We start from the raw sequence: 13,746 nt of genomic DNA, 5'->3' as shown, positions 1-13,746 counted from the left end.
AATACCAACCGAAAACAAGTTGAGGGCTTCACCTCAACCATAGAATCTCCCACAGTTGAAACACATGCCCCTGTGGGAGCGAGCCTGCTCGCGAAAGCGGCATCAGCCGCGATGAAGATTCAGAACCTTGAACCGGGTTTCGACAGAAACTCCAATTCCTCAGCCGTAGACTCACGCCCCAACACCGCATTGCGATGCGGAAACCGTCCAAACTGCGCAATCACCTTCTGATGCCGCTCGGCAAAATCCAGATAATCGGCAAACAATGCCCGATCACTTTCCGGTTGTTGCGCCACCAGTTCGATATGGCGCGAGACGCCTTCGTTCTGCACCGCGAGGTTCTCGCTGTGCTCGAACACCAGAAGGATAAACACTTGCTGAATCGGTGATAACTGCCGGTCAAAATCCGCAGCAATGCCTTGGGCGGCCAGCTTCTGGGCCCGCAGATCACCGGAAAAGGCTTTGGGGGTGTCGCGAAAGATCATGCGGGGGAGTTGATCAAGCAACAGCACCAGTGCCAGCCAACCTTCGGGACATTGCATCCACTCGGTCAATCCGCCGGCCAGTGCCTGCTCGACCTGGTCCCCGAAACGCTCTCGCGCCTCGAGGTCCTGGCTGTCACGCTTGCCGAACCACAACTTGCCCTTGTCAGCCGCGATTGCCCTGGCTTCTTCGGCTGTACCGAACCACCAATCGAGCAACGGCTGCCAGGGCGCGTTCATGGTTTATTCCTTGTGGTAAGCCGTAACGCGTGCGACTTCTTCTTTCGAACCGAGGAACACCGCCACGCGCTGGTGCAGACCTTCAGGCTGGATGTCGAGAATACGTTGGTGACCATCGGTGGACGCGCCGCCCGCCTGTTCCACCAGGAACGACATCGGGTTGGCTTCGTACATCAGGCGCAGTTTGCCCGGCTTGGACGGCTCGCGGCTGTCGCGCGGATACATGAACAAGCCACCGCGGGTCAGGATGCGATGCACGTCGGCGACCATAGCCGCGACCCAACGCATGTTGTAGTTCTTTTTCAACGGGCCTTCGTCGCCTGCCAGCAGCTCGCCAACGTAGCGCTGTACCGGGGCTTCCCAGTGACGCTGGTTGGACGCGTTGATGGCAAATTCCTGGGTCGCTTCAGGAATGGTGATGTTTTCGTGGGTCAGTACGAAGCTGCCCATTTCACGATCCAGGGTGAAACCTTTCACGCCGTCGCCCAGGGTCAGGATCAACATGGTCTGAGGACCATAGATCGCGTAACCGGCGGCCACTTGCTGGGTGCCTGGCTGCAGGAAAGCCTTTTCATTCAAGGGCTCGTTCTGGCTCAGGTATTCGTTCGGGCAACGCAGTACCGAGAAGATAGTGCCGACCGGGGCATTGATGTCGATGTTCGACGAACCGTCCAGCGGGTCGAATACCAGCAGGTACGCGCCTTTCGGGTATTTGCCCGGGATCTGGTAGGCATTGTCCATTTCTTCGGACGCCATGCCGGCCAGGTGACCGCCCCATTCGTTGGCTTCCAGCAGGATCTCGTTGGAGATCACGTCGAGCTTCTTCTGCACTTCGCCCTGGACGTTTTCGGTGCCCATGCTGCCCAGAACGCCACCTAGGGCACCCTTGGACACGGCGTGGTTGATCTCCTTGCAGGCACGCGCCACCACTTCGATCAGGAAGCGCAGATCGGCAGGAGTGTTGTTGCTGCGGGTCTGCTCAATCAAATAGCGACTCAAGGTAACGCGGGACATGGAAGGCTCCGGTGGAATGGGGGACTAAAAACCCGCGCAGTTTAACGCGAGTCGGGGCGCATTTCCTCCTATCAGACGTGATCGGCTGAAGAGAGTTCAGGCGCGGGGTTCAGCGTAGTAGTAAATGGGCTGGATGTGAGCAGGAAAATAGCGGTCAAATCAGCATTTTTATTGACTGATCGACCGCCTTCGCGAGCAGGCTCGCTCCCACATGAAACGCATAACCTGTGGGAGCGAGCCTGCTCGCGAATGGTGCGTAGCGCCAGCCATTCTCAGGTGTTGGCGGGCGGCTTGCGCAGCAGGCTGAATGCCATCGCCGCCAGAAACAAAACCCCAAGCAGCAACACCGCCCACAGGCCAAACTTCTTCCAGTCGGTGCCCACCGCCGCCGGCAGTGTCGAAACAGCCGGCGTTGTCACCCTCCCACCATCAACCGACGCCTGGCCCAACGTCGCCAGCTTAGCCGGGCTGTAATCCGGAATCAGCGTCGCCAACGGCAAACTCGCCGCTTTCACCGTCGCATTACCCAACGCCAACGTATAAGGACCAGGTCCGCGCGCCAGAAAAACCAATTGCGTCGCCCTCACGGCGAACTTCACCGTTGGCGCCTGTGCGCCCAGGCCACCACCGCGCTCGTCCACGGTCAGTTTCAACTGTTGCATGGCTTGCCCCGGCAACTGCAACTCGTTCTGCACCACGTCCTCGCCATTCTGGGTCAGGCGATAGAGCAAGCCACTGCTCAACGGCTGCCACGGAAAGCTGCTGTCGCGCCGTCCAGACAGGATGACCGGCGCCAGGCTGTTAGGTTGACTCAATTCAACCTGCACTCGCTCGACGTTCAGCCCCCTCGGTAATTGCCAGGTGTACTCACCTGCCTTCACGCTATTGCCGTCCAACGCGTGGGACCAGGTCAACGGCAGCGGTAAGCTGCGCACGCTTTGCAGCTGCGCCGATGTCAGTATCGGCGCCGATTGCGGCGAGTCCCACAGCAAGCGCAGATAGCGTGCAGGTTGCCCCGGCAGGCCGACCTCATGCTGCTCAACCCGCTCATCGGCAAACGTCAGCCGCGCCAGTTGCCCCTCGCCCCAAGACTGCCAATGCTGCAAATCGTCGCTGGCCTCGATGCTGAACCGCTGGAAGCCATCACGCTCACTGGTCCAGTCGAGAATCAGCTGCTGCAAAGGCGCCTTGATGGCGCTGGCATCCAGTAGCCAGCCCCGTAACGCTTCCTCCCCCACCTCCAACTCAGTGGAAGGCTGCACTTGGACCAGGGTGCCATTGGCGCTCGCTTGCACGCGAACGCTCGGTGCATGCCCGGTGGCGTCCGCCGAGTCGTACAGCGGGAACCATTTGACGTCGGTCAACGTAGGGTTGTCGTCAGCGTGTGCGTTTGCCCGTGACAGGGCATAGGCTTGCGGTTCGCCAGCGGCGTTGAACACGCGCACATCACTGAGGTCAGTCTGGCGTGCGCTCAATTGCACGGCCAGGGGCAGCTCAAGGCGATACCACGGACCTTCACCGCTCAGGGACAACGGTACTTGCGTGGCGAAGTCCGCCGGTGTTTCCTGGGCCCGGGTTTCCTGGAAAGAGACAGAGAGTGCCATGCCCACTGCAAAGATACCCAACCAGGCCCGGTTCAGCTTTTGACTCAAGACGACACTCCTTCGGCTTGCGGCGCCGGTTTTTCGGGGGCCCCGGCAGTTTCGACGCGTTTGGGTGGCAACGGGGCGAAATAGCCCACTACCAGCAGCAGCACGCCCACGCCGATAAACGACACGATCCGCGCCAGCCCGCCACGGTTGCTCAGTTCCACGAAGAACAGTTTCGCCACCACCACGCCAATCAGTGCCGCACCGATCAACCAGACTTGACGCCGATGACGCAAATGGCCGCCAATCATCAAACCCAGCGCCATCAAGGTCCAGACGATGGACAGGCCGGCCTGGACCCGCATCGACTCGAGCAAGGCAGGCAGCTCGAACGGTACGCCGCCCCAATGGTGAGCCGTGCGCATCACCAGGGCAGTGAAGAACATGAACAGCGACGAAGCGACGATCGCTTGCACAGCGGCCGCCGCAGCAGCGCTGTAGCTCCCGGGAATCACCTGTTGCGCTGCCTCACTCCGGGACCAGGCGTAGACACCGAACAACGCAAACAGCAGGCCCAATTCCAGCGGGTTGAGCAGCGGTAAATAGGGCAAGGGATCAGCCTCGCCATCACTGATCATATTGGCCAGCCAGAACCAGCCCAGCATCAACAATGCCAAAGGCGCGGCGGCATACACACGGTATTCGCGAGAGTAGACCGATACCGGCCAGGGCCAGGCACGCGGTGCCGCCATAAGCACCAAATAGAGGCTCGGCAATATTGCCCAACCCAGCCAGCGCCAGGCGTTGTAGTGCTCGGACAACAGCAGCAAGCCATAACGCAGCTCCAGGGCCAGCACACCGATCAGCAACCAACACCCGAGTACGTGAGCGCTGCTCAGGGCAGCGCTCGGCAGGAGGGGCGCCAAGCGTCGCAGAGACAGGAAATGCACGATGAACACCACCGCCCACAGCAACCAGCCAGCGTTGGCGGCCGGATGAAAGCGCGGATGCCAAGCGGCGAGCAACACCAGGCCGGCAGTCGGGATCAGCAAGGTGCAGAGCACACCCAGCGCGGGCCACGCCAGGCGCAGCGCCAACACGGCCCAAAGCGCCACGCTGATTGCCGCAACTGCCAGCAGCAAAGTCGCCTGCAGGGGCAACGGTGCAAACAGCAGCACTTCACTGACCCAGGCCAGCGCCCACCACCCTGCTCCCCACGCCAGCAACACTCGCGACAAACGCTGCAGGTTCACACCATCGATCACCGTGACAGCAAAGGCGACTTGCAAACGCCACGCCCCGATCAATGCGACCAGGCCCAGCATCAGCGGTGACCAGAAGCCAGCATGAGCCAACGGCCGCACGCCTTCGCTGACCAAGGGTTCAGCCACCAGGAACAGTACGGCGCCCAGCAGCTGAACGACAAGCGCGCTCAGCAGGAATGTAGCCGAGCGCAGGTGCAGACCGACGAACAAAGTCAGCAGCCCGGCCATTGCCCAACTGATTGACGTGCCATGGGCGAAAAAGAACATCGGCGCCAGCAAGTAGACAAATGCCAGGCCGAGTGCGGCCAGGACCGGCAGTAAATGACGCTCCCGGGACGACACCTGCCCAGGCAAGGCCTTGTGCAACTGAAGGAAACTGAACAGCAATGCGCCGCCGAGCATCAACGCTCCCAGCGGCGTGCCATCAAGCAAGCTATTCTCGCCGCTGTGCAATTCACCGAGAAACACCAGCGCCGCGCCCGCTTGCAACAACAAGGCAAATGCACGAGCGAGCAAGCGTTGCTGGCGCAGACCCAGCCAGAAAATCCCCGCCCCTTCCACCGCCCATGCTCCACTCGTCCACCGCGCATCCAGCCCCAAGGGAATCGCCAGGCTGGCGAAAATAACACCCAGCGCCAGGCAGGTTTCCGCCAACAGCTGTGCTCGCCCTCCCATCAGCATCCGAGCCAGGCCCATGTAGATCATGCCGAGCGCCAGGGCGCTGAACGCGGCAGCGAACTCCAGATGCTGAACCACGGCGAATTGCAATCCAAAGCCAACCAGCGGTGGACCGAACAGCAGTGTGCCGTCGACGTAATCACCCTTGCGCGCGGACCAGCGCAACAGCGCCTCACGGCTGTCATCCTCGGGCGCGTCCCCCAGGTGCAGCAATTTACGTCGGGCGAACAACAAGCCAATGGCCAGGTACATCACGAAGAAAAGAATCAGGAACGGCTCGGTGCTCCACAGCAACTCTGGCGTATAGGCGCGCAAACCCCAGGCGAACCCGATACCGAAGGTGCCGGTGAAGCCGATCACATTGAGCAAGCGCCAGGCCTTGAACCAGGCAATAACGAGGATGCCGGCGTTGAGCAAGGCGAAGTAACTGAACAACGCGACGTGACTGCCGGCCCCCGTGGAAGCCAGCAGCGGCGCGGCGAATCCGCCCAGCGCGGCGGCGGCGGCCAGGCCCAGTGCGTCCTGGGTAATGGCCAGGATCGCCGAAAACACCGTCACCGCCACCAACAGGCCAAATGCCGCTGAGGGGTCGAGCAACGGATGCAGGCGCATCGCGGCAAACACCGTCAGGTACAGCACGGCAATGGCGGCGCCTTGCAGCATCAAGGCGTAATCACTGTTACGCGTTCGCAGCCACCAGCCCAGACCCAGCAGGCCCATCGCTACCGCCGCGACTCCGGCATAGCGTAATTCGATCGGCACCACCATGCCCTCGGTGGCGTAGCGCAGCAGGAAGGCCAGACCGAGGAACAACAGCATCACACCGACCCGCAGCACGGTGTTGCCACCCAGTAACCACGCACGCGCCGCGTTGATGGCGCGCTCGACGAGGCTTGGTTCGGGGGGATGGGCACGTTCGCGCACGACTGGCGCGGGTTTCCATGCATCGAAGGGCTGTGCATGGCTGGACTGGGTAGCCGCAGCGGTGGCCGTTTCCAGATCGGGCGGCAGTTCCCAGATCAGCTCAGGGGTTTCGACGGGGGCTTGAGTGACCGCGATGTCAGCAACTGGAGCGGTAGCGCTGGCTTCAGGCACCTTGATCCCAGGCCCCTCAAGCAAAGCCAAGCGTTGCTCGACCGCGCGCAGTGCCAGTTGCGCCTGTTCGAGCAGGCGACGCTGCTCACTGGCCTGGGATCCCAGCCTGCCAATGTGAACGGCCTGCCCGATACCCAACCCGAGTAACGCGCCCAGCAACGCATCGCTGAACGACTCGTCGAGTACCCAGCCCAGCACCAGGCCCACAAGCATGAACATCCATTGCATGGTCGATATCCCTAAGCGCAATCAAGGAAGATTAGCGCAGCCAGCTCCAAAAAGATCGCAGCCTCCGGCAGCCCTTACAAGGACATACAAATCCCTGTAGGCGCTGCCGGAGGCTGCGATCTTTTACGGCTGCCAGTATATCGACCCGCTGGAAAAGTTACTCCAACGCCTTCCAGATATCCGTGGCGTACTCGCGAATCGTCCGGTCAGACGAAAACCAGCCCATGCGCGAGGTGTTCAGCACCGCCGATCGCCACCATTCCTGGGAATCGTGCCAAAGGGCTTCGACGCGCATCTGCGCATTCCAGTAGGAGTCGAAATCGGCGCAGACCAGGAAGCGGTCGTAATCCACCAACGAATCGATCAAGCCGGTGTAACGGGACGGATCATCCGGCGAGAACACCCCGCCGCGAATGGCTTGCAATACATCATTGAGCCGATGGGACGCGGCAATGTCCGGTACCGCGCTGAACTCGTGGTTCTGCTTGCGCGCTTCGACCTGCTGGGCGCTGAGACCAAAGATGAACATATTCTCCGCGCCGATGCGCTCGGACATCTCCACGTTGGCACCGTCCAGCGTGCCGATGGTCAATGCACCGTTGAGGCCGAATTTCATGTTGCTGGTACCCGAGGCTTCGAAGCCGGCAGTGGAGATCTGCTCGGACAGATCCGCCGCCGGAATGATGCTCTCCGCCAGGCTGACGTTGTAGTTGGGCAGGAACACGACCTTGAGCAATCCGCGTACAGTCGGGTCGTTGTTCACCACCCGGGCGATGTCGTTGGTCAGCTTGATGATCAACTTGGCCTGGTGATAACTGGCCGCCGCTTTACCGGCGAAGATCTTCACCCGTGGCACCCAGTCGATTTCAGGTTCCGCACGAATCGCCTGGTACAACGCCACGGTGTGCATCAGGTTGAGCAGTTGGCGCTTGTATTCGTGGATCCGCTTGACCTGTACGTCGAACATCGCCGCCGGGTTGACCGCCACCCCCAAACGTTCGTGAATCAGGTAGGCCAGGGCCTTTTTGCTGTGCAGACGCTGTTCGGCGAAGGCTTTGCGGAACGCAGGCTTGTCGGCGAATGGCTGCAGGTCGAGCAGTCGATCCTCGGGCTTGTCCAGCAAGTCCGGGCCGAGGGCATCGACCAGCATTGAGGTCAGTTCCGGGTTGGCCTGGTACAGCCAGCGGCGGAACGTGATGCCGTTGGTCTTGTTGTTGATCCGTTGCGGATAAAGCTTGTGCAGCTCGGAGAACACCGTCTTGCGCATCAGTTGCGTGTGCAAGGCGGATACGCCGTTGACACTGTGGGAGCCGAGGAACGCCAGGTTGCCCATGCGCACGCGTCGACCATTGTCTTCCTCAATCAAAGACACCGCGCGCAACACATCGAAATCATGGATGCCCTTGGCCCGCAGCGAGTCGATGTGCTGGGCATTGATCAGGTAAATGATCTGCATGTGCCGTGGCAGCATGCGCTCCATCAGGCCCACCGGCCAGGTTTCCAGCGCCTCGGGCAGCAACGTGTGGTTGGTGTAGGAAAGCGTGTCGACCGTGACCTGCCAGGCCGCATCCCACGCCACGTCGTAGACATCCACCAATTGGCGCATTAACTCGGCCACGGCAATCGAGGGGTGGGTGTCGTTGAGCTGGATCGCTGCGTGATCGCCCAGGGTCAGGACCGAGGTGTGCATGTTGCGATGACGGCGCAGCAAGTCCTGCAGGGAGGCGGCAACGAAGAAGTATTCCTGGCGCAACCGCAGTTCCTGGCCGGCCTCGGTGCTGTCTGCCGGGTACAATACTCGAGAGATACTTTCGGCCCGGGCCACTTCCGCCACCGCTCCCAGGTGATCGCCGGCATTGAAGCGTTCCAGGTGCAAATCTTCCATGGCCCGCGCACGCCACAGCCGCAACGTGTTCACGCTTGCCCCGCGCCAACCGACCACGGGTGTGTCATAGGCAATGGCCCGTACGGTTTCCGCCGGGTGCCAGACTTGCTTGGATTTGCCTTCGCTGTCGGTCACGGTCTCGACGCCGCCACCGAAGCCGATCGGGTAAACCACTTCTGGCCGCTCGAACTCCCACGGATTGCCGAAGTCCAGCCAGTGCTCGGTCTGCTCCTGTTGCCAACCGTCGACGATGGCCTGACGAAACAGGCCGTGCTCGTAACGAATGCCGTAGCCATGACCCGCGATGCCAAGGGTCGACATGCTTTCCATGAAGCAGGCCGCAAGTCGTCCAAGACCACCGTTACCCAACGCCGCATCAGGCTCCAGCAGGCGGATGCGTTCAAGGTCGACGCCGAGTTCGGTCAGGGCTTCGCGTGCCACGTCGAGCAGGCCGAGATTGCTCAGGCTGTCGTAAAGCAGTCGGCCGATCAGAAATTCCAGGGAGAGGTAATAAACCCGTTTCTGCCCTTTGCGGTAAATCTGCCGAGTGTGGTCCATCCAGTGCTCGACCATATGATCACGCGCTGCCAGGGCAATGGCTTCGAACCAGTCATGATCGAAGGCGTGATCCGGGTCTTTGCCCACCGCGTAGGTGAGTTTGGTCAAGACGGCGTCGCGGAATGCGGCCACCTCTGCTTCGCGAACAAGTGGTTCTTGAGTCATCGATAGGACCTCGAGCGAGCTTGGAGTTGTCTGAGACTAGACGGTCTGACAAACGGTATAGACTCTGGTTCGGCAGTTTTTCCTGTTAATGCGCGTCAAGCCGGCAATACATTGTCATGTACCTGATTCAATGCAGGGGCCGTGCCGGATTAGTGGTGCTGCGTGGATGCCCATGAAAAAAAACTGGCGAAAGGTTGTTCAAAAATCCACCAGTCCCGGTATGATCGCGCGCCCTGATGCACACGCTGGTAACAACCGATGATGAAGCCCAACCTGATCGCCGCCGCGGAGATCGACCGACTCGACACCTGGGCCAAGTACTCTGCCCCAATGTGCGGCTCCTGCCTATCGAGCTGCTGCACCCTGCCGGTCGAGGTCAAGATCAAGGACCTGATCCGCATCGGCATCGTCGACGAGTTCGAACGCGGCGACCCGCCAAAGAACATCGCCAAGCGCCTGCAGAAGGAAGGGATCGTCGAGCGCTATAACCAGAAGTCCGAGATCTTCACCCTCCAGCGCATGAGCAACAACGATTGCCTTTATCTGGATCGTAAGAGCCGTCTGTGCACTATTTATGAAAAGCGCCCGGATACGTGCCGCAACCACCCGAAAATCGGCCCGCGGCCGGGGTATTGCGCGTACAAGCCCAAGGAAGTGGTGCGTGAAACCAATTCCCGGAGTATCGAGCGGTTCTGATCTGATCGTTCACACGCTCCGCGTGGGAACGATCAACCTGGCACAGCACAAATCGCAGACAAACAAAAACGCCCCCGATCTCTCGACCGGGGGCGTTTTCGTTCAGCCTGGGCTAAATCTTATGCCTTGGCTTTCTTGGCAGCGCGGGTACGCTCGCTTTCGTCCAGGATCTTCTTGCGAAGACGGATGGACTTAGGCGTCACTTCGCACAGCTCGTCGTCCTGGATGAATTCCAGGGCCTGTTCCAGGGTGAAGCGAACAGGTGGAACCAGGGCGATGGTTTCGTCTTTACCCGAAGCACGCATGTTGTCGAGCTTCTTGCCCTTGGTAGGGTTGACGCCCAGGTCGTTGTCACGGCTGTTCAGACCAACGATCTGACCGTTGTAGATTTCCTGACCGTGTTCAACGAACAGCTTGCCACGCGCCTGCAGGGTTTCCAGGGAGTAGGTCAGTGCCTTGCCGGTTTCAACCGAAACCAGAACGCCGTTCTGACGGCCGGACATGTCGCCGGACTTCATCACGTCGTAACGGTCGAAGATCGAGGTCAGGATGCCAGCACCGTTGGTCAGGGTCAGGAACTGGTTACGGAAACCGATCAGACCACGAGCAGGGATGTTGTATTCCAGACGCACACGGCCCTTGCCATCCGGCACCATGTTGGTCAGGTCGCCCTTACGCAGGCCCATCTCTTCCATCACCTTGCCTTGGGATTCTTCCGGCAGGTCGATGGTGACGTTTTCGTACGGTTCGTGCTTCACGCCGTCAACCAGACGGATGATCACTTCCGGACGGCCTACAGCCATTTCGAAACCTTCGCGACGCATGGTTTCGATCAGAACCGAGAGGTGCAGTTCGCCACGGCCCGATACCTTGAACTTGTCAGCCGAGTCGCCTTCTTCAACGCGCAGTGCAACGTTGTACAGCAGCTCTTTGTCCAGACGTTCCTTGATGTTACGGGAAGTCACGAACTTGCCTTCTTTACCGCAGAATGGCGAGTCGTTTACCTGGAAGGTCATGGAAACGGTTGGCTCGTCGACGGTCAACGGCTTCATCGCTTCGACATTGTCCGGGGTGCACAGGGTGTCGGAGATGAACAGCGATTCCATACCGCTGATGCACACGATGTCGCCTGCAGCAGCTTCTTCAACGTCTACACGGTGCAGACCGTGGTGACCCATCAGCTTCAGGATACGACCGTTACGCTTCTTGCCGTCGGCGCCGATAGCCACAACCGGAGTGTTCGGCTTGACGCGACCACGAGCGATACGGCCAACACCGATAACACCCAGGAAGCTGTTGTAGTCCAGTGCGGAGATCTGCATCTGGAACGGACCGTCACGGTCTACAGCTGGCGCTGGTACGTTGTCGACGATCGACTGGTACAGCGGGGTCATGTCTTCAGCCATTTCGTTGTGGTCCAGACCGGCAATACCGTTCAGGGCCGAGGCGTAGACGACTTTGAAGTCCAGCTGTTCTTCGGTGGCACCCAGGTTGTCGAACAGGTCGAAGATCTGGTCCAGAACCCAATCCGGACGCGCGCCTGGACGGTCAACCTTGTTGATGCACACGATCGGACGCAGGCCGGCTTCGAAAGCCTTCTTGGTCACGAAACGGGTTTGCGGCATAGGGCCGTCTTGAGCGTCAACCAGCAGCAGAACGGAGTCGACCATCGACATTACGCGTTCTACTTCGCCGCCGAAGTCGGCGTGGCCCGGGGTGTCCACGATGTTGATGTGGTAGCCGTTCCAGTTGATGGCGGTGTTTTTCGCCAGAATGGTAATACCGCGCTCTTTCTCCTGGTCGTTGGAGTCCATCACGCGCTCGTCGTTGAGCTCGTTGCGCTCCAGGGTGCCGGATTGACGCAGGAGTTTGTCTACCAGGGTGGTTTTACCATGGTCAACGTGAGCAATGATGGCGATGTTACGTAGATTTTCGATCACTTGTGTATCTCGATCAGAGGATTCGGTGCGCTGACAAGTCTTGGCAGCGATTTACAGTAGAGTCAGGCCTTGCCGTTACAGCTTGACGGCGGCGTCGGGGGGCCGGTGACGCAAGCCACAGGCAAACAGCCCCGGGCACTTAGCTCGGTCGATAAACGCGCACATTGGCATGTCCCTCACTGAGCAAATGGTGGGCATGCAGGCGACTCATCACGCCTTTGTCGCAATAAAGCAGGTACTGGCGAGTAGGGTCCAGTTCCTTGAAACGAGCGTTCAGTGCATAAAACGGCATCGTTTGTACCTCGATGCCAGCAAGGTCCAGCGGGTCATCTTCAGCGGCATCCGGGTGACGGATGTCGATCACGATCTGACCGGCCAGCGCTTCGCTGACTTCTTCAATTTGCAGGTCCTGGCCCAATTCGTCGATCACGCGATCGATCGGTACCAGTTTGGCGTTCTCGAGCGCACGCTCAAGGACTGCCATGTCGAATTCTTTCTCTTCGTGCTCCACGCGATGGCGCTTGGCAGCAGTCTTGGGGTTCACCGAGATGACCCCGCAGTACTCCGGCATGTGCCTGGCGAAGTCGGCGGTGCCGATTTCGTTGGCCAGGTCGATGATGTCCTGCTTGTGACTGGCGATCAGCGGACGCAAGACCAGCTTGTCGGTCACGCAGTCGATCACGGACAGGTTCGGCAGGGTCTGGCTCGATACCTGGGAGATCGCCTCTCCGGTGACCAGCGCGTCGATGTGCAGTCGATCGGCAATTTGGGAGGAAGCGCGCAACATCATACGCTTCAATACTACGCCCATATGACTGTTATCGACTTTGCCGAGAATTTCTCCCAGCACTTCTTCGAACGGCACACTGACAAATAACACGCGTTGCGAGCTGCCGTACTTCTTCCAGATGAAATGCGCGACTTCCATGACGCCCAATTCGTGGGCACGCCCGCCCAGGTTGAAGAAGCAGAAATGCGCCATCAGGCCGCGGCGCATGATCTGGTAGGCGGCGACAGTGGAATCGAAGCCGCCGGACATCAGCACCAGCGTCTGCTCCAGCGCACCCAGCGGATATCCGCCGATACCGTTGTGCTGGCTGTGGATCACGAACAACCGTTGGTCGCGAACTTCGATGCGCACTTCGATTTCAGGCTTTTTCAGGTCAATCCCGGCGGCACCGCACTGTCGGCGCAACTGGCTGCCGACATATTTCTCGATGTCAATCGAGCTGAACGGGTGCTTGCCGGCGCGCTTGCAACGCACCGAAAAAATCTTCCCGGCCAGCGCATCACCGTAGTGCTGCTTGCACTTCTCGACGATGTCATCGAAGTCACCCAACGGGTACTCGTCGATTTGCAGGAAATGCGCAATGCCCGGCATGCAGCTCAGGCGCTCGCCCATCTCCTTCAGGGCCTTGGGCTCGCTGACGCGGGTCTCCAGCTCGAGATTGTCCCACACGCCGTTCACCACCACAGCCGGGTCCAGATCGCGGAGCACGGCACGGATGTTCTTGGCCAACTGGCGGATAAAACGCATCCGTACCGGGCGGCTCTTGATGGTGATCTCTGGAAAGACTTTTACGATTAATTTCATGGAAACAGCGCGCGCGAGGCCTGCCGAAAAAGGGGGGCGCGGATTATAGCGGAAATTGCTCAAGGTTTAACCAGTTAATGTGCAGAAGGTTTTGCACGCACCAAAACAGGTCATTTATTGAAATAAGCGCCACATTGTAGGGCGATATTTTCCGCATTAAGGTGCTTAACCGCCTTACAAGCGTGAAATTGGGGCAAAAAACCCATGGTGGGGCACTGGCATGCAATTTGCTCCCTTGTGAGGCAGGTTGCCTTGGCAGAGTATTCGCGCCGGCATCACAAACATCTAAGGGCATCCACTACCAGCCCTAATCCACC

General features: G+C 59.7%; 8 protein-coding genes. 1 reads left to right on the top strand and 7 read right to left on the bottom strand.

What is annotated here, in order from left to right:
• Nucleotides 1-119: 119 nt before the first annotated feature.
• The 5 genes from QLG10_RS26980 to QLG10_RS26960 form a co-directional block, all read right to left on the bottom strand.
• A complete protein-coding gene (locus tag QLG10_RS26980; RefSeq protein ID WP_110751977.1) occupies nt 120-722 on the bottom strand; it encodes a DUF924 family protein in 603 nt (200 codons plus the stop codon).
• Nucleotides 723-725: 3 nt separating this feature from the next.
• Nucleotides 726-1,736, bottom strand: coding sequence for a class 1 fructose-bisphosphatase (locus tag QLG10_RS26975; protein ID WP_015093094.1), 1,011 nt, complete (start codon nt 1,734-1,736; stop codon nt 726-728).
• A gap of 272 nt (nt 1,737-2,008) precedes the next feature.
• Entirely contained in the window at nt 2,009-3,388 is a 1,380-nt protein-coding gene (locus QLG10_RS26970; RefSeq protein WP_282488315.1) for a DUF3999 domain-containing protein, read from the bottom strand.
• Nucleotides 3,385-6,591, bottom strand: a complete 3,207-nt coding sequence (locus tag QLG10_RS26965; protein WP_282488314.1) for a DUF2339 domain-containing protein — start codon at nt 6,589-6,591, stop codon at nt 3,385-3,387. The genes QLG10_RS26970 and QLG10_RS26965 overlap by 4 nt, the downstream gene beginning before the upstream one ends.
• 157 nt (nt 6,592-6,748) lie before the next feature.
• Nucleotides 6,749-9,199, bottom strand: a complete 2,451-nt coding sequence (locus QLG10_RS26960; protein ID WP_110751969.1) for a glycogen/starch/alpha-glucan phosphorylase — start codon at nt 9,197-9,199, stop codon at nt 6,749-6,751.
• 258 nt (nt 9,200-9,457) lie between these two features.
• Between QLG10_RS26960 and QLG10_RS26955 the strand changes: the two genes are divergently transcribed.
• Entirely contained in the window at nt 9,458-9,895 is a 438-nt protein-coding gene (locus QLG10_RS26955) for a YkgJ family cysteine cluster protein (protein ID WP_008058557.1), read from the top strand.
• A gap of 119 nt (nt 9,896-10,014) precedes the next feature.
• Here the strand turns inward: QLG10_RS26955 and typA are convergent, their stop codons facing one another.
• Both typA and thiI read right to left on the bottom strand, forming a co-directional pair.
• Nucleotides 10,015-11,835: a translational GTPase TypA gene (gene typA, locus QLG10_RS26950; protein ID WP_008058555.1), complete on the bottom strand. Its 1,821-nt coding sequence runs from the start codon at nt 11,833-11,835 to the stop codon at nt 10,015-10,017.
• Between the two features lie 139 nt (nt 11,836-11,974).
• Complete coding sequence (gene thiI, locus QLG10_RS26945; RefSeq protein WP_020797429.1) at nt 11,975-13,429, bottom strand: tRNA uracil 4-sulfurtransferase ThiI; 1,455 nt, start codon at nt 13,427-13,429, stop codon at nt 11,975-11,977.
• Between the last annotated feature and the right edge of the window lie 317 nt (nt 13,430-13,746).

This window comes from Pseudomonas sp. V98_8, from assembly GCF_029967975.1.
Lineage (GTDB): Bacteria > Pseudomonadota > Gammaproteobacteria > Pseudomonadales > Pseudomonadaceae > Aquipseudomonas > Aquipseudomonas umsongensis.
Note: the sequence above shows the minus strand (reverse complement) of the source record. Positions and strands in the feature narration are given on the sequence as shown.